Origin of the sequence: Methylobacter arcticus (assembly GCF_050917435.1) — a bacterium.
GTDB classification, from domain to species: Bacteria; Pseudomonadota; Gammaproteobacteria; order Methylococcales; family Methylomonadaceae; genus Methylobacter_A; species Methylobacter_A titanis.
Map to the genome: position 1 here is coordinate 3,197,686 of NZ_CP159583.1, position 16,951 is coordinate 3,214,636.

The 16,951-nt window shown below is 45.1% G+C and carries 15 protein-coding genes; 7 read left to right on the top strand and 8 right to left on the bottom strand.

Annotated elements, in window-relative coordinates; translation table 11 throughout:
- The first annotated feature begins 159 nt into the window (after positions 1-159).
- The 4 genes from ABXJ76_RS15205 (at position 160) to ABXJ76_RS15220 (ending at position 3,000) form a co-directional block, all read left to right on the top strand.
- Complete coding sequence (locus ABXJ76_RS15205; RefSeq protein WP_432741626.1) at positions 160-1,590, top strand: hypothetical protein; 1,431 nt, start codon at positions 160-162, stop codon at positions 1,588-1,590.
- 177 nt (positions 1,591-1,767) lie between these two features.
- The gene (locus ABXJ76_RS15210; protein WP_432741628.1) at positions 1,768-2,025 is read left to right on the top strand and encodes a type II toxin-antitoxin system RelE family toxin; all 258 of its coding nucleotides are present in this window, start codon (positions 1,768-1,770) and stop codon (positions 2,023-2,025) included.
- A complete protein-coding gene (locus tag ABXJ76_RS15215; protein WP_432741630.1) occupies positions 2,009-2,341 on the top strand; it encodes a helix-turn-helix domain-containing protein in 333 nt (110 codons plus the stop codon). Before ABXJ76_RS15210 ends, ABXJ76_RS15215 begins: the two co-directional genes overlap by 17 nt.
- A 458-nt stretch (positions 2,342-2,799) precedes the next feature.
- The gene (locus ABXJ76_RS15220) at positions 2,800-3,000 is read left to right on the top strand and encodes a cold-shock protein (protein ID WP_006890275.1); all 201 of its coding nucleotides are present in this window, start codon (positions 2,800-2,802) and stop codon (positions 2,998-3,000) included.
- Between the two features lie 200 nt (positions 3,001-3,200).
- On the opposite strand, the gene ABXJ76_RS15225 is transcribed toward ABXJ76_RS15220, so the two are convergent.
- Together ABXJ76_RS15225 and metH are read right to left on the bottom strand one after the other, a co-directional pair.
- Positions 3,201-3,431: a glutaredoxin family protein gene (locus ABXJ76_RS15225; RefSeq protein ID WP_432741633.1), complete on the bottom strand. Its 231-nt coding sequence runs from the start codon at positions 3,429-3,431 to the stop codon at positions 3,201-3,203.
- Between the two features lie 10 nt (positions 3,432-3,441).
- Positions 3,442-7,122 carry a methionine synthase gene (gene metH, locus ABXJ76_RS15230; protein ID WP_432741635.1) on the bottom strand — a complete coding sequence of 1,227 codons (3,681 nt, stop codon included), beginning with the start codon at positions 7,120-7,122 and terminating at the stop codon, positions 3,442-3,444.
- Positions 7,123-7,216: 94 nt separating this feature from the next.
- On the opposite strand from metH, the gene ABXJ76_RS15235 reads away from it, so the two are divergent.
- Positions 7,217-7,408 (top strand): DUF2970 domain-containing protein, encoded by a 192-nt coding sequence (locus ABXJ76_RS15235; protein ID WP_340123631.1) that lies wholly within the window; start codon positions 7,217-7,219, stop codon positions 7,406-7,408.
- Positions 7,409-7,506: 98 nt separating this feature from the next.
- Here ABXJ76_RS15235 and ABXJ76_RS15240 read toward each other — a convergent pair whose 3' ends face one another.
- Positions 7,507-7,941, bottom strand: a complete 435-nt coding sequence (locus ABXJ76_RS15240) for a hypothetical protein (protein ID WP_432741637.1) — start codon at positions 7,939-7,941, stop codon at positions 7,507-7,509.
- A gap of 20 nt (positions 7,942-7,961) precedes the next feature.
- On the bottom strand, positions 7,962-8,348 hold the full coding sequence (locus ABXJ76_RS15245) for a hypothetical protein (RefSeq protein ID WP_432741639.1): 387 nt from the start codon (positions 8,346-8,348) through the stop codon (positions 7,962-7,964).
- Positions 8,349-8,991: 643 nt separating this feature from the next.
- Between ABXJ76_RS15245 and ABXJ76_RS15250 the strand changes: the two genes are divergently transcribed.
- Together ABXJ76_RS15250 and ABXJ76_RS15255 are read left to right on the top strand one after the other, a co-directional pair.
- The gene (locus ABXJ76_RS15250) at positions 8,992-9,123 is read left to right on the top strand and encodes a hypothetical protein (protein ID WP_432741641.1); all 132 of its coding nucleotides are present in this window, start codon (positions 8,992-8,994) and stop codon (positions 9,121-9,123) included.
- A gap of 147 nt (positions 9,124-9,270) precedes the next feature.
- On the top strand, positions 9,271-11,163 hold the full coding sequence (locus ABXJ76_RS15255; protein ID WP_432741643.1) for a DCC1-like thiol-disulfide oxidoreductase family protein: 1,893 nt from the start codon (positions 9,271-9,273) through the stop codon (positions 11,161-11,163).
- 668 nt (positions 11,164-11,831) lie between these two features.
- Here ABXJ76_RS15255 and ABXJ76_RS15260 read toward each other — a convergent pair.
- The 4 genes from ABXJ76_RS15260 to ABXJ76_RS15275 form a co-directional block, all read right to left on the bottom strand.
- Complete coding sequence (locus ABXJ76_RS15260) at positions 11,832-13,289, bottom strand: TrkH family potassium uptake protein (RefSeq protein WP_432741645.1); 1,458 nt, start codon at positions 13,287-13,289, stop codon at positions 11,832-11,834.
- 67 nt (positions 13,290-13,356) lie between these two features.
- Positions 13,357-14,718, bottom strand: a complete 1,362-nt coding sequence (gene trkA, locus ABXJ76_RS15265; RefSeq protein ID WP_432741647.1) for a Trk system potassium transporter TrkA — start codon at positions 14,716-14,718, stop codon at positions 13,357-13,359.
- 100 nt (positions 14,719-14,818) lie between these two features.
- A complete protein-coding gene (sucD, locus tag ABXJ76_RS15270) occupies positions 14,819-15,706 on the bottom strand; it encodes a succinate--CoA ligase subunit alpha (RefSeq protein WP_432741650.1) in 888 nt (295 codons plus the stop codon).
- A 1-nt stretch (position 15,707) separates the two neighbouring features.
- Positions 15,708-16,919 carry a malate--CoA ligase subunit beta gene (locus ABXJ76_RS15275; RefSeq protein ID WP_432741652.1) on the bottom strand — a complete coding sequence of 404 codons (1,212 nt, stop codon included), beginning with the start codon at positions 16,917-16,919 and terminating at the stop codon, positions 15,708-15,710.
- Positions 16,920-16,951: the final 32 nt, after the last annotated feature.

The following is a 16,951-nucleotide window of genomic DNA, read 5'->3' on the forward strand; positions in this document are numbered from 1 at the left end:
GCCGAGTAGATACCGTCTCACTGTCCTTTATGCAAACGTAAAATGAGGGTCAAATGGTTTACTCGATTTGAGGATAGAAAAGGCAATATTCACTAGTTCTGTCGTCGGGCATGTTATTTATGCCCGACGTTATCACTAACACTATTTCTCCCAGATAATATGACTTCAGATTCACGTAACTTAATATATGAAAGTAAAGACGAGCTTAAGCTCACCTATGATATTTTACCTGTTGTAAATAAATATTTCCTAGATATCAGTAATTTTTCTACTATAAAAAATGACGATTTAGGCGGAATTTGTAATATTTCATTTCACTGCAAAGATGAGATAAGAAACGAATCTCATGAATTCCTACTTCATATTAGTATTGAAAAATTTAAAGACGGATCAAGTAAAATAAAAAGTACAATTATAGAATTAATAACAGAAGGAAAAAATATAAACCTATACGACCTAGAATCATATTTGAATAGTTTATATTATAAGATTCTTTTGAGTAGAAATAACAACGCCACGACAAAATATATTGTGAGGTTATATTCAAAAATATACAACTCGCATCAAATAGTAGGAAATTATTTAATAAAATATAAATATAAGACGCTATTGAAACCAGCCGAATCGGTATCTAAGCAAGAACCTAACACAGAACATATAATAACATTTGACGTTGAATTAAATGCTGTTAGCATCGAACATGCAAGAACACTAGCCTATGAACACGTCTATAATTTACACGCATTTCTTTCCATTTTACTTGATGTAGGTTTTGAATTTGTAGATTCAGAGTATAGATGTTTTGTTTTTCATAAAAGACATCCTCAAGGAAGCGTATTCTCAGTAAAGCGTCATAGAACTGGCTACTTTGATCCAGAGTTAGGGCTCGTCGTCCGTGATAATTTAAATTATTTACGACATTTATCTGACAAAGAGGATATGAATGGTTTTTTTTCTGGAAAGGTTGGTCTTTCTTTGGTAAATGAAGATGAGTTAAATAATAAAAATGAATGGATAATGTTTGATGCATCCGCGAAGCCAAATTTAGAGAAAGTCTTTTTGGAAAGAACGCTTGGTAAACCTTCCTATAATAGTGCAAGTTTAAGGGAGGGGTTGCAAAGGCAGCGACACTTCTCCAACCTTGAAATAAAATTCCCGCGTGAAATAAGAAAGTATTTCATCGGTATAGAAAGATTAAATAATGAAGAACTAGAGTCATTTCTCGCTTGCTCACGAATGTATAATTTAGCCCTGAAATTACATAAATCAGAACCAACGGCTTTCGTCTCTTATTTAATCTGTGCAGTTGAATCTCTTACTCAACACAAAAAAATTAGTTTTTCCGAGTTTTTGAACCAGTATAACGATGGAAAATATGATAAAAATCTATGCGACTATTATTATGCAATTCGCAGCTCACACTTTCATTCAGGTAAGTTTCACTTTCACGAAACAAATCCTAGCTTATTAACAGAAACAGATATTGCTTTTGCAAGTAAAAGAACATTATTTAATGATTTTTATAACATCATTAGGGGAGTCCTAGTTAAATGGGTTGAAGACGAAGTATTGGAGCTAAAAGTACTATAAAGCTGTAAGGTGAATTCGCCGCTAGGCAATCCACCACACTGCGACAGGCTGTAATCGACGTCGTGCGTATGAGGCGGTTTGCTACGCGAAACCACCCTACAAATAATCCGCCTTACAGCGATTAATCCTTCCCGCCTTATCGTTGACAAGTCTTATAAAATACTTATAATTTGGCTTATGAACTCGATCAACTGGAAACCCAAAGCCCTTAAGCAGCTTGAAAAGATCAAGGAAATCGCCATGCGTCAGCGGATTTATACCGAAGTGCAGGTATTGGCTGATTTCCCGAATTGCCAGGGCGTTAAAAAGCTGACTAACCATGCTTACAGCTACCGCCTGCGGGTGGGTGATTTCCGGGTGTTTTTCGAGTTCGACGGTGACGTACGTATTATTGACATTGAAGAGGTGAAAAAACGCGATGAGCGCACTTACTAACTACCAAACCATTCTAGGCGACGACGGCAAACCGGCGTTTGTAGTGCTGCCCTATGCCGATTTTGTTAAATTGCCCGGCGTTGTCCGCCCCGGCATGATTCCGAACGCTGTCGTTGGTAAGCGCGTCATGGATGGGGTCAGTCTGCTGCAAGCTTGGCGTGAATACTTGATGCTGACTCAAACCGACATGGCAGAACGCATGGGTATCAGCCAAGCAGGTTACGCGCAAATTGAGGCCGCCAAGCGTCCACGCAAAGCCACACTGCAAAAAGCCGCAGATGCTTTGGGGATTACGCTGGAACAGTTGGCTTATTGAGATGAATGGCTTTGCTGGAGGCTGGGTTATCGGCAGCGTAACCCAACACAACAAAGCCTTTATTTCTCCAACCGCCCCACCGCCCCATCAAACTCCCCTGCCCCCGTCTTACACCCTCTGTCTCTCTCGCAATTGCTTAATCTCTGAAAAATTATTTGGGGCGAATTTTTAATTAGCCTACTTATAAACTCAAGTGCCTCGACTATTCCGAACACAGTGAAGCGCTTTAATCCAAATTATTTAACCCGTATGGTCACCTACATGACAATCTAAAAGCTTGACATTGCCAGATTCCAGCTATAAAATCCCCCCAGCTTGAAATAGTTTTACCGTTATGCTTATCTTTACGAAGTTCTTCTTGTAATTGTTCGTCCTGTTATCATTAAGTAATTCTCTAATTTCCCGGCTCCATCAGCCCTAATAAGGCTATTAATTACTAAAAATAGGATTACATTCAAATGACTACAGGTACAGTTAAATGGTTTAACGCTGAAAAAGGCTTCGGTTTCATTCAGCAAGAAAATGGCCCAGATGTTTTTGTTCACTTTCGCAACATTAACAGCTCAGGCTTTAAATCTCTTGATGAAGGACAGAAAGTACAATTTACTGTCACTCAAGGACAAAAAGGCCCACAAGCAGAAGAAGTAACAATCATCTAATTGCAGGCAAAAAAACCGTAGCTCTTTCGGGGGCTACGGTTTTTTTATGTCTACCGATAAAGCAAAGCAGCTAATACTTTCCGTTACCTTCCCAAACGAATCGCCCGGCCACCGAATAGTTCGGATATAACGAAAAAATCAGGATCTCGTCAATCTAAAAAATCGCTCAAGATATTCTGGTCTTCGGGAAAGCGTTTAGGCTACAGACTAACTACGCGACCAATAAAATCACCGACTTCCGCCAAATCAAACGGCCATCCCAAGTCCCGCTTGGTCCTTGGATCATATAAAACAGGAATGCGAATAGCGTATTGTTCTTGCCACTGCTCCTGTTCGGCAATATCGACATAGTCGACGCCGCCCGGCACACAGGCATTAACAATAATTTCCGCCTGTTCGCAAAGATGGCAGCCGGAGGTGCCAAACAGCATCAAGCGCATATTAATGATGCAAATGCGCCGCCAACCAGCGCTCGGCCACTTCTTCGGCGATGCCTTTGCGCCTGGCATAATCTTGCAGCTGGTCTTTATCTATCTTGCCGACATTAAAGTACTGCGATTCGGGATGGGAAAAATACCAGCCGCTTACTGCTGATGCAGGATACATGGCGTAACTTTCTGTAAGTTCTATGGTGGTATGCTCAGTCACATTGAGCAACTCAAACAGCTTGCCCTTTTCGGTATGATCGGGACACGCAGGGTAACCGGGTGCAGGTCGTATGCCTTGATAGGCTTCATTGATTAACTGATGAGCCTCCTGAGCTTCATCTTTGGCATAACCCCAATACTCTTTTCTGACCACCTGATGCATATACTCTGCAAATGCCTCGGCTAATCTGTCGGCCAGCGCTTTGAGCATAATCGAACTGTAATCATCGTTATCCAGTTCAAATTCATGCAGTTTTTGCTCTATGCCGATGCCGGTCGTTACCGCAAAAGCGCCGATATAATCGGCCTTGCTGCTACCAACCGGGGCGATAAAATCGGACAGGCAATAATTTGGCCTGCCCGGCGCCTTGACATTCTGCTGACGCAAATGCTGCAAGATTTCTTTTTTCTGGGTACGCGTGTCGTCCGCGTACACCACCACATCATCGCCGTCACTGTTGGCCGGGAAGAATCCGACCACGGCGCGGGCGCTCACCCACTGTTCGCTGATAATTTTTTTCAGCATCGCCTGCGCATCTTCGAACAGTTCTCTGGCTTGAATGCCGATGACTTTATCATCGAGTATTTTGGGATAACTTCCGGCCATTTCCCAAGTTTGAAAAAACGGCGTCCAATCGATATACCAGACCAGCGTGTCCAAGGGGAAATTATCAATGACTTTTATGCCCAAAAACGCTGGCTTAACCGGTTCATAATTGCCCCAGTTGAATTTATTACGTCGGGCTTCTTCTAAAGAGTGTTGCTTGGTTTTGGCTTCCCGGCCTTTATGCCGCTCCCTGACGACCTCGTATTCTTCCCTGACGCTGCTGACGAACTCGTCTTTTAACTCAGTGCTGAGCAAGTTGCTGGCGACACCGACACCGCGCGACGCATCGGTCACATAAATAACCGGCCCTTGGTAATGCGGGGCGATTTTTACGGCGGTATGCGCGCGCGAGGTTGTCGCGCCGCCTATCATCAACGGCATAGTAAAACCCTGGCGCTGCATTTCTTTGGCGACATGCACCATTTCATCCAGCGACGGTGTAATCAGGCCGCTTAAGCCGATAATATCAACATTTTGCAATCGTGCGGTTTGCAAAATCTTTTCGGCGGGCACCATCACGCCCAGATCAATCACTTCATAGTTATTGCATTGCAAGACCACGCCGACGATGTTCTTGCCGATGTCATGCACATCGCCTTTGACAGTCGCCATCAGGATTTTGCCGTTGGTTTGCCGTTCGCCTGCGGCTTTATCGGCTTCCATAAACGGCATCAAGTAAGCCACGGCCTTTTTCATCACCCGCGCCGATTTGACCACTTGCGGCAGGAACATTTTGCCCGCGCCGAACAAATCGCCGACCACGTTCATGCCGTCCATCAGCGCGCCTTCGATGACATGTAGCGGCCGCTCAGCTTCCAGCCTTGCCTGTTCGGTATCTTCGTCGATGTAGTCGGTAATACCTTTTACCAGCGCATGCTCCAGACGCTTGGTGACCGGCCAGCTGCGCCATTCCAAATCCTGTTCTTTTTCTGCGCTGCTGCTGCCGTCACCGCGATATTTGTCGGCAAGCTCCAGCAACCTATCGGTACCACTGCCGTCGTGAGTATTTAAGATGACCGCTTCAACCGCATCACGCAGATCTCTGGGTATATCCTCATAAATCGCCAATTGCCCCGCATTGACGATACCCATATCCATGCCCGCCTGTATCGCATGGTATAGAAATATCGCATTTATCGCTTCCCGCACCGGGTTATTGCCCCGAAACGAAAACGATACGTTGGAAACGCCGCCGGAAATCAGTGCGTAAGGCAGGGTACGTTTAATCTCGCGGGTGGCTTCAATAAAATCCAGGCCGTAATTGTTGTGCTCGTCGATGCCGGTGGCAACGGCGAATATATTGGGATCGAAAATAATGTCTTCGGGCGGAAAACCGACTTGTTCGGTGAGAATCTTGTAAGCCCGCTGACATATTTCGACTTTCCTGGTCTTGGTATCCGCCTGCCCTTCTTCGTCAAAGGCCATGACAATAACTGCCGCACCGTAGCGACGCACCAGTTTGGCGTGTTTGATAAATGCCTCTTCACCTTCCTTTAGCGAAATGGAATTGACCACACCTTTGCCCTGAATGCATTTAAGACCGGCTTCCAGAATATCCCATTTGGACGAATCCAGCATAATCGGCACTTTGGCAATGTCGGGCTCGGACGCGATCAGCATCAAAAAGCGCACCATCGCTTCCTTGGACTCCAGCATGCCTTCGTCCATATTGATGTCGATGATTTGCGCGCCGTTTTCAACCTGCTGTTTGGCAACATCCAGTGCCGCTTCAAAATCGCCTTCGATAACCAATCGTTTGAATGCCGCCGAACCGGTCACGTTGGTGCGCTCGCCGATATTGACGAATAATGAGTCCGGGCCGATGTTCATCGGTTCGAGCCCGGATAACCGACACTGTTTAGGTATATCCGGAACTATTCTGGGGCTATAGTGCTGTACGGCCTCGACTATCGCTTTAATCGTCGCAGGCGAGGTTCCGCAACAACCGCCGATAATATTCAGGTAGCCGCATTTAGCCCAATCGGCAAGCTCTTCGGCCATCGCTTCGGGCGTTTCATCGTATTCCCCGAACTCGTTAGGCAAGCCTGCATTGGGATGAGCAGAAATATGCGTATCGGCGATACTCGATAATTCATCGATATACTGGCGTAATTCGGTTGCGCCTAACGCGCAGTTAAAGCCGAAAGAGATCGGCTCAACATGTTTCAATGAATTCCAAAAAGCGGCAACGGTTTGCCCGGACAGCGTTCTGCCTGACGCATCGGTAATGGTGCCGGAAATCATCACCGGCAATTTATAGCCTATCTGTTCAAAAACTTGTTCTACCGCAAAAATGGCGGCTTTGGCATTCAGAGTATCGAACACGGTTTCAATCAGGATAATATCCGCGCCACCGTCAATCAGGCCATGCGTGGCTTCCGTGTAGGCGACAACTAATTCGTCAAAAGAAATATTACGAAAGCCCGGATCGTTAACATCGGGCGACATGGAAGCTGTACGATTGGTAGGGCCTAATACGCCGGCCACAAAACGCGGTTTTTCCGGGGTTTTTTGGGTGTATTCATCGGCCGCCTGTCTTGCCAAACGCGCCGCCTCAACATTGATTTCATACGCCAGCGATTCCATTTTGTAATCGGCCATCGCGATACGGGTAGCGTTAAAGGTATTGGTCTCGACAATGTCGGAGCCGACTTCAAAATAAGCACTATGAATCGCTTTAATAATGTCCGGCTGGGTCAACGACAAAAGATCGTTATTTCCCTTAAGATCGACTTCCCACTGGGCAAAACGCTCACCACGATAATCTTTTTCTTCCAGCTTATAGCTTTGGATCATCGTACCCATCGCACCATCGAGAAATAAAATGCGCTGGGATAATTGCTGTTTTAGTAATTCTGTTTTGCTCATAAGGATCGGGTCAAGGTTTATTGATTTGGATATAATCATTGCTTAAAAGGCAATCAAGCACTATTATTTTTCACTATTTATATCGGAGATGAGCATGTCAAAACCAACGATTACTCAAGTCATCAAGAGCGTTTTAGCTGCCGCTATTGGTGTACAAAGTAATGATAACAGGCAAAAAGACTTCGAACAGGGAGCTCTCTCAACCTATATTATTGTGGGAGTGGTATTTACCGTGCTTTTCGTTTGTGGGCTCATCTTTCTTGTTTCTACTATTTTAGGCAAATAGCCTCTGGAAAATCAGAACCTATAATCTGCAAAATAGTGTACAGCCATAAAAAAAGCCCAAGTATCGCTTGGGCTTTTTTTTATAACCAACTTTGTCCCTTACTTGTCGTCAGCTGGCGTTTTAAAGCTTTGTTTAATGCCCTGAAACATTTCTTTAATGTCGCCAAATAAATTACCCAGTGTAAAGGCCTCTTTGGTAATAAATTTTATCCTGATCAATGCTGCCGCTAGAACACCGACGATTTGCGGCATTAATTCCATATACACTGAAAGCAAAATACCGCCAAATCCCTGAAAACCGCCTTCATTTTTTCTATCGCCAATAGTCGTTAAATCACGCTCGTAGTCGCCACCACCTTGACTGCCTTTTATTGCCTCTAAAATGTAAAGATTGATATCGATAAACGCTAGTTGCACTACAAAAAAAACAACCGCACTAATCGCGACCCACATTATCACATTATCCACCTTAGCTCTCATAGCAGACTGGTAAATCCAGAGAGCCACTAGAATCATTAGTATGCCACCTATCATAGCTATATCCTTTTTTTAAATTATTTTTTTGTTAGAAAGAAGTAAAGATATGTACACTTTAAAATCATGTTTGAACCCTCTTTTTCAACAACTTTGCAGGATTCATATTTTTCTCGCCCAGGAGTTGTCTGTTTTTTAATTTCGCCATTTTCGACGGAATATTTAATGGCTATTTTCATTTCTTTGGTTCGGCCAACAGAATCTGTTGACGTTGTTTGCAGAGTGCCATCCTTTTTAAACTCCCATTCAATTTTAACGGCTTTTTGCTCCCCATCCAATTTAGCCGCTTCTGCATATAAATTCCATTCTCCAAGGATTTCAGAGCTATCTTTTAATGCAACTTCAGCATTGGCCGATAACGTAAAGAAAATTGCGACCAGTGGTAATATTTTAACGTATCTATTCATTATAATTCCTTATCTTAAAACCTATCCGCACTCAAAAAAAAGATTCTAACCTATAACACATCGTATATCGAACATTGACACCCTCCCCCAGCTAAAGCAAGGAGATTCCTGATGTAACTCAGGAGCAGGCATATATCGCTATTACCTGCTGGTTTCTGCTGCTGGCGACATTGTTGCATCGCTCACTTCACAGACTAGCCCCGTCAGCCCGACGGTTGTTTTGTACTTTTTAAGCGCTTATTCAAGACCTCACACTGGTTGCTTGGTTTTCGCTGAAAGTGAATTTGAAGTCTTTTTTAAAACTAAGTTGCCGTCATGGAGCGAGCCGATAGCGTTCTCTGGTAGCATTTTTTAATTTTAACACAATAGAGATTCATACTATGGAAAATACGAAACTGAGCCGCTTACATCACCGCCATGAAAGCATAGCGAGCCAATAACTTGTGTAGATGGCTATGCCTTGAACGGTGGGGTTTTACGCTACACATGGATAAATTCAACCGAGAACAAAATTCATATCTTATCAATATAAGCACTGAACAATAAGCCTTGACTTTAACTTTTCCTAAAGTATTATGATCTTTCCGTTTGCTATGTAATTAGCAATATTTCTAAAAATACAAAATTATAGGTAGGACATCCCATGGGAGCGATCTTAGATATCACCGAAATGTTAAAAGAACCAGCCGGTATGATCGGCGCGGTTGTAGTTATAGCTGCTGGCTACTTCCTCGTAAAGTGGGTATTCGCCGAACACCCAGACGATGAAAAATAAGTCTTAACCGATTTATTCTTAACTTAGGCCGCTTACTTCAATTCACTATGAGTTGAGTACGGCCTTTGTTTTGTCTACACATTTAAACGCATAAACCCTACATTTCTTATATAATTTATACATCCTCTCGATTTTCCAAATCATGAAATGTATAAACTTATCTCCGCTAAAATTTTAGAACTTCACTCCAAGCAAGCTCCTGCTACCGGCATTGGCTTATTCCGGATTTTTTACGGCCTGATCACGCTACAGGAAATTATTTTCCTGCTGTACTTTAATCATTTAATTTTCGACCCTATCCCTTATATAGATATCGAATTCCCGATGATTCCTTTTTTCTTGTGTCTTTGGGGCGTTATTGCTGCTTTTATTGTGACCGGTTATCGCTACCAGTTTGCGATGACCTGCAACTACATTATTTGGATCATTTTTGTAAACTTTACCCCGATGCAAAGGGACTTTGATGGCGGCTTTGATTTATTCATGATCGGAACCGGGTTTTTTCTGCTTTTTATGCCCGGAGATCGGGCCTTTTCAATCGACAATCTTCGACATAAACTGAGCACACCTTTTACCCATTACAGTACTTATCCAAAGCCAACAGTCTCAGTCCTTGCCTACTACCTGCCCGTTGCCATCTGTCTCGGTTTCCTCTATTTTGACTCCGCCACACACAAAATGTTTGCCGAACACTGGCTTAATGGCTTGGGCACTTGGCTACCAGCAACGCAGCCTTATTATGTTTCGGCTATCGACATGTCGCATTTACTAAACAACAAACTACTGCAAAACATCCTCGGCTATACCATTTTAATTTTTCAATTTACCTTTATATTCTTTTTTAACCAGCGTCAATTGCGTATCGTCTATTTATTAATCGGCCTTATGCTGCATCTTGGCATTACCTTGTCTTTTAATATTTATCCTTTCGGCTTGGGCATGCTCATTTTTTACACCTTACTGATTCCTTTTAAGTGGTGGCGCTGTATCGGTCGCCTAATGACAGCTAATGAGCCATCACTCACAGTATTTTATGACCAGCTGTGCCCACTGTGTAATCGCACCGCGCTCATCATTAATCATTTCGATATATTCAGTCGCATAGCTTTCAAAAACGCTCAGGAACATGCCATACACTACCCGGCACTGGCGTTCATCAACAACGAAACGCTGTTAACCGATTTATACGCACTGGATCGCAACAACCGCATTTATTCAGGCGTCGACACCTACAGCCAGATCTTTATAAAAATGCGCTATCTATTTCCACTTGGTGTTATTCTGAGTCTTCCGGGAATTCATCAACTGGCTTTAAAAAAATACCGGTCTATTGCCGATACGCGCAATCGCGTCCCATGCACATCAACATGCCTTACCCCACAAGCACTGCCGGACACCACTTTTTACCATCAATTTGCTGAAGGTATTGCCGCACAAAAACCCAAGGCATTTTCCAGAAGACTGACAAAAATATTGATTGCGCTACTCGCTTTGCAATTAAATAGCTCCATTCATTACGGCCTTATTTACAGGCTTAATGCTGACAGCCCTAAAAATCCCATATCACAAGCCAGCAATGCTGTGTTAATGGTCTCGCAGACATTTTTAGGCATCACCCCGCACGCGCTTTATCTACACGACCATTTCGCAGGCTATGATCATATTTTGGCGATCACCTACACCGATCAAAATGGCTCTGAACACTGGCTGCCGTTTGTCAATGAACAAGGACGGCTTCTTTCACCCAACTGGGGCCGAGTTCATTCTATGTGGGCCAATATTGCCGTTACGCCAAACATTGACAACAAGCGTTTGCATAAATTCATCATGAAAGTCACCGCTTTCTGGGGGAAAAATTGCGGCTTAAATCTTGACAACGTTGTGTTCAACATAAAACTTAAAAAAATCAGCGCGCCCTCACACTGGGTTCGCGATCAATTACACAAAAATTTTACCTCTCCATGGAGCACTATCGGAACCGCTAAATGGACCGATCAAAAAATCTCTGTTGATTTACCTGACAACATCAATCAGCTTTAATTGCACGGATATTTTCCGGTTTTTCTCGAAAAGCACCGTAAAACCTTGCCGTTTAGGGTGAGAATGTAAGGCGTGCTCTTGACTTGGTTTTTATCTTTACTCATAATTAAATTTCCTTAATTAGGATACCGTTGGAAATCAGCGGTACTGCCAGTGGAGGAGACATAAGACTCATGCACATAATGCCGAGTATCACCCCGTTGAAGCTGGAAGCTCCGTCTTTTAGGTCGGATAATTCACTATTGCATCATCATTCTAATCATGATATAAAATGCACGTGCTTTAATTTATTGGCGCAACTTAATAAAAATAATTGAAACCCCTTTGGAGGATATTCTTATGAATAAAATTTTATCTGTTCTAGCTATGACATTAATGATTGTTGGCTTAACTGGCTGTTTGGACAATCCTGATGATTCTAAGCAAAAAGTTTCTAGTTCTATTCAACTGTAAATAGAATTTTTAGCAGCACCAAAAAACCCAGCTTTTGGCTGGGTTTTTTGTTTTTACAAACCTTAAATTTACTTGCAAAAACACAAGCTTACAACTCCTCTCAATCCGTATCATTCATACACGCACAATCACCTTTTGTTAAGGCTAGTTAATTCGCAGCCTTTAGCTTTCCTCACTAAAAAATTCAAACTCTGCCGCACTTACTCGGACGCAGATTATTTTCTCCAAAATTCAGGCACAAATAAAATAACAATCGAAAATATTTGCACCCGCCCCAATAGCATTGCAAAGGCGCAAACACCCGTTTGAAAATCGCTCAGACTGGCGTAATTGCTGGCAGGTCCTACCTGATTAAGACCGGGGCCAGCGTTGTTAAAACAGGCGACAATAGCCGAAAATGCGCTGATAAAATCCATGCCGCTTAACAACAGCATAAACACCAGAATGACGATGCTAATGAAATACAGGAAAATAAATCCAGTCACCGAGGTGACGATTTTATTGCTGACCACGGTGTCGCCGATTTTCATCGGTTTAACTGCAAAGGGATGAATAAATTTAAACAGCTCCAGGCGCGCCTGTTTCATCAGGATAATGGTGCGAATCATCCGGATACCTCCGCCGGTGGAGCCGGAAGAAGCCGAAATACAACATAAAAACAGCATCCACATCGGCACAAAAATGGGCCATTGATTAAAGTCCTGAGAGGCAAAGCCGCAATCGGTAGCGATCGTAACCAGATTAAACGTTGCATGACGTAATGCAGTCAAAAAATCCGGATAGGTGCCTTCGCTCCACAATACCAAGGCTGCTACCAGACAACTCCCCAATACTAAAACAAGAAAAACTCTCGCCTCCCTGTCATCGGCGTAGGGATTGAATGAACGTTTTCGAAGCGCTACAAAATGAGTGGCAAAATTGATCGCCGCCAGCAATTGAAAGATAGTCAGCACCATCTCAATGGACAGCGAGTCGAAATATCCGATACTGCTGTTATGAGTGGAAAATCCGCCCAAACTCATTGCGGAAAACGCGTGACAAACCGCATCAAACCAATCCATACCTGCCAAACGCAAGGAGATAATACAAGCCAGAGTGATGCCCGCATAAACCGACCACAACGCTTTTGCGGTTTGCGCTATACGCGGCGGCAAATCCGATTCTTTGACTGTTCCCGGCGATTCGGCAATATACAATTGCATGCCGCCGATACCTAGAATAGGCAAAATGGCGACCGCAAAAATAATGATACCCATCCCCGCTATCCAACATAATTCATGCCGCCACAAATTGATCGACATGGGTAACTGATCGACGCCGCTGAATATGGTCGCGCCGGTCGTAGTAAGGCCGGAAACGGTCTCGAAATAAGCGTCGATAAAGCTGAGTTCCGTCAGGTAAAGCATCAGCGGCAAGGTGCAAAACACGGGTATTATTGACCAGGTAATCGCTACCAACAAAAAGCCTGTTTGCCGCGTCACCTTTTTTGGTATGCGTAGCGTTGGAATAAACATCAACGCACCCGACAACAAGGTAATCAAAGTACCCTGAAAAAAAGCCGTAGTAGCCCCATCATCCGCTATAACAGCGGTCAATAAACAAGTGACCATCAAGCCACCAAAACCTATGGTGACCAGGCCGAAAATATTAACGATGGTAAAGATGACATTCATGGAATAAGTTCAAGACGAAAGACGAAAGACGAAAGGCTAAGGTTTTTGGCCTTTCGCCTGCCCTTACTTAAAGAGGCTGGAATTTTTTCTCGATATTAACGACCAATTTTTTATCCATCACAAACATCACTACATGATCGCCCTCTTCAAACACCGTGTCACAGTGTATGCAAATAACCTGCTTGTTACGTATCAACGCCCCCATCACTATGCCTTCGGGAAAACTGATCTCATCCACCCTGCGCCCGACAACTGAATTCAGATCGACACTTTGATGGGCAATAGCCTCGATTGCCTCGGCGGTGCCGCCGCAAAGGGAGCTTACTTGCGCCACATCACCGCGACGTACGTGCTTTAGAATACTGCCCAGCGTTTCCTGATTGGGCAACACGGCTACATCAATCCCTGTTCCAAGCAATAGCTTGCTGTACGAAACATGATTGAGCAAACAGATGGCTTTACGCGCCCCCAAGCTTTTTGCCAAAGAGGCGGAAACGATATTAACGCCGTCATTTTCAGTAATCGCACAAAACAAATCGGTACTATCGATAGACTCATCAAGCAACATCGCTTCATCGGCGCAATCGCCCAAAAGCACCACGGCATGATCAAGATCATTGGCTATCTTGTGAGCACGTCTGGGATCTTTTTCGATGATTTTTACTTGGTGGTCTTTTTCCAACGCCAGCGCCAGACGCTTGCCGACATGACCGCCACCGGCAATGATAATTCGCTTTAACGGAGCCTCCAGCTTGTTCAGCTCCTTCAATACTCGACACACCTCTTCACGAGGCGCCACAAAAAATACTTCATCACCGGTTTCAATAACGGCCTCACCGTTTACTACCATCGGAATCCCTTGCCGAAAAATAGCCGCCACGCGAATTTTACCGCCGACCAGGCGTTCTTTCAGGGTTTTAATTTCTTTGCCGGTTAAAATGCCGTCCGCCACCACCTTGACCGAAAATAGTCGCACCAGGCCATCGGCAAAATCGGAAATATGCTGAACACCGGGAAACTCGATTAAATTGCGGATAGCCTCCATAACGATTTGTTCCGGACTGATGACAATATCCACCGGAATACCGTTCGGGCCGAATAATTGCGGATTTTTCAGATAATCGACAGCACGCACCCGGGCAATCGTTTTCGGTCGACTGTAAAGCGCATTGATGATCACACACGCCAGCATATTGGTCTCGTCGCTGTCGGTAACCGCGATAATCATATCGGCAGTCCGGGCTCCGGCCTGTTCGAGCACTTTCGGATGCGCTGCGTTACCGGCAACCGTGGCAATATCGAAACGCTCTTTTAACGCATCGAGCAACTCCGTCCTGAAATCAACGACGACAATATCGTTCTCCTCGCTTGCCAGCGCCCCGGCAACCGATGAACCGGTCACACCGGCTCCAAGAATAAGTATTTTCATTTATGCCTTGTGGGTATTAAAAAATAAAAGCAGGCAAAGGGCGAAAGACAAAAGGTGAAGAAACTCCCCCCTTTGCCTTTCGCCTTTTGGTATCTTTCCCTTACAACCGGGCCAACACTGCCGCTACCGTTTCGCCCATGGCCGCCGGTGTTGGGCAGATGGTGACTCCCAACTCTTTCAGTATAGCTACTTTTTCTGCGGCGCTTTCACCAGCAGATGAAATAATCGCACCGGCATGACCCATGCGCCGACCTTCCGGTGCAGTTAACCCAGCAATATAAGCGACGACCGGCTTAGTCATGTGAGCTTTGGCAAATATGCCGGCTTCGACTTCCTGAGGACCGCCGATTTCGCCAATCATAAGAATGACTTTAGTTTCAGGATCGGCTTCAAATTTTTCCAGAATATCACGATGCGAACTGCCGTTAATAGGATCGCCGCCGATACCGACTGAAGTTGAAATACCGATACCCAAACGTTTCATCTGATCGGCGGCTTCATAACCTAAGGTGCCTGAACGGCCGACAATACCGACATTGCCTTTCATGTATATATGTCCCGGCATAATGCCCAGCATGGCTCGCCCCGGACTGATAGTACCGGCGCAGTTGGGGCCGGTCAGGATCATTCTTTGCTCCATCGGCAAACGACGCAGAAAGTTTTTAACCGTCATCATGTCCTGAGTAGGAATACCATCGGTAATCGCCACGCAATATTTAATGCCCGCATCGGCGGCTTCCATGATCGAATCGGCGGCAAAGGCAGGCGGCACAAAAATAATGCTGGCTTCGGCGCCCACCTGTTGCACAGCTTCCTTGACGGTATTAAAAACCGGCAAGCCTAAATGGGTTTGACCGCCTTTACCGGGGGTAATGCCGCCAACGACATTAGAACCGTAGTTAATCATGTCCTGAGCATGGAAGCTGCCGATTTTACCGGTAAAGCCTTGAACAATAATGCGTGTTGTTTCGTCAATTAAAATAGCCATGTTATGCTCCCTGTAGGGGCGACTGGCCGGTCGCCTCTTCGTGTGCAACCGCTTCATTGCGCGCTTGCACCGCTTTTTCAGCCGCTTCGGCCAAGGTTTCTGCGGTAATAATAGGCAGGCCACTCTCGGCAATAATCCGGCGACCCTCTTCAACGTTGGTACCGGATAACCTGACGATCAACGGTATTTTCATGTCGATTTTCCTGACCGCTTCAACCACGCCTTCGGCAATCCAGTCGCAACGGTTGATACCGGCAAAAATATTCACCAGCATGGCTTTTACGTTCTTATCGGCCAATACTAAGCGAAAAGCTTTTTCGGTGCGTTCGGCCGATGCGCCGCCGCCTACGTCGAGGAAGTTGGCAGGTTCGCCACCGGCCAGCTTAATCATATCCATGGTCGCCATCGCCAAACCGGCACCGTTAATCATGCAGCCGATGTCGCCATCCAGACCGACATAACTTAAGCCGCGATCGGCAGCCGCCATTTCCCGAGGATCTTCCTGGGTTTTATCGCGCAATTCGGAAATTTTCTGTTGACGGAACAAAGCATTGTCATCAAAGCCCATCTTGGCGTCCAGCGCGATCAATTCACCGCTACGCGTAACCACCAGCGGATTAATTTCCAACATGCTGACATCAAGATCGCGCAGGGCGCGATAACAGCCCTTGATGGTTTTAACCGCATGACTCATCAATTCAGGCTCCAGGCCCAGCGCAAAAGCCATTTCGCGCGCCTGGAAGTCGCGCAGACCCACCGCAGGTTCGATATAAATTTTGGTAATTGCCTCGGGATTGTTTTTGGCCAGTTCCTCGATCTCCATACCGCCTTGAGCGGAACCGACCATCACAATACGCTCGAAACTGCGGTCAACCAGAAAACAAAAATACAGCTCTTTGACAATATCGGTTCCGGCCTCGATATACAACCGGCCGCACACCTTACCGGCCGGACCGGTTTGATGAGTGACCAGTCTTTTGCCTAACAAGGCTTCTGCCGCCGCTTCAACCTCGTCATGAGTCTTGCAGATTTTAATGCCGCCCGCTTTACCGCGCGCACCGGAATGAACCTGCGCCTTGACCGCCCAAATGTGTCCGCCAATATCTCTGGCGCGTTGCACGGCTTCTTCCGGGCTGTAAGCCATACCGCCTTCGGCGATTTTAACGCCGTAACCGCTTAAAATTTCTTTCGCCTGATACTCATGAATATCCACAGCATCTCCTGCTTATGTGTTAGGTAGGTTGG

Bases quoted from the DNA above. Each gene is read 5' to 3' on its own strand.
- ABXJ76_RS15205 (WP_432741626.1), top strand. From the start codon at position 160: ATGACTTCAGATTCACGTAACTTAATATATGAAAGTAAAGACGAGCTT.
- ABXJ76_RS15210 (WP_432741628.1), top strand. From the start codon at position 1,768: ATGAACTCGATCAACTGGAAACCCAAAGCCCTTAAGCAGCTTGAAAAG.
- ABXJ76_RS15215 (WP_432741630.1), top strand. From the start codon at position 2,009: ATGAGCGCACTTACTAACTACCAAACCATTCTAGGCGACGACGGCAAA.
- ABXJ76_RS15220 (WP_006890275.1), top strand. From the start codon at position 2,800: ATGACTACAGGTACAGTTAAATGGTTTAACGCTGAAAAAGGCTTCGGT.
- ABXJ76_RS15225 (WP_432741633.1), bottom strand. From the start codon at position 3,431: ATGCTGTTTGGCACCTCCGGCTGCCATCTTTGCGAACAGGCGGAAATT.
- metH (WP_432741635.1), bottom strand. From the start codon at position 7,122: ATGAGCAAAACAGAATTACTAAAACAGCAATTATCCCAGCGCATTTTA.
- ABXJ76_RS15235 (WP_340123631.1), top strand. From the start codon at position 7,217: ATGTCAAAACCAACGATTACTCAAGTCATCAAGAGCGTTTTAGCTGCC.
- ABXJ76_RS15240 (WP_432741637.1), bottom strand. From the start codon at position 7,941: ATGATAGGTGGCATACTAATGATTCTAGTGGCTCTCTGGATTTACCAG.
- ABXJ76_RS15245 (WP_432741639.1), bottom strand. From the start codon at position 8,348: ATGAATAGATACGTTAAAATATTACCACTGGTCGCAATTTTCTTTACG.
- ABXJ76_RS15250 (WP_432741641.1), top strand. From the start codon at position 8,992: ATGGGAGCGATCTTAGATATCACCGAAATGTTAAAAGAACCAGCCGGT.
- ABXJ76_RS15255 (WP_432741643.1), top strand. From the start codon at position 9,271: ATGTATAAACTTATCTCCGCTAAAATTTTAGAACTTCACTCCAAGCAA.
- ABXJ76_RS15260 (WP_432741645.1), bottom strand. From the start codon at position 13,289: ATGAATGTCATCTTTACCATCGTTAATATTTTCGGCCTGGTCACCATA.
- trkA (WP_432741647.1), bottom strand. From the start codon at position 14,718: ATGAAAATACTTATTCTTGGAGCCGGTGTGACCGGTTCATCGGTTGCC.
- sucD (WP_432741650.1), bottom strand. From the start codon at position 15,706: ATGGCTATTTTAATTGACGAAACAACACGCATTATTGTTCAAGGCTTT.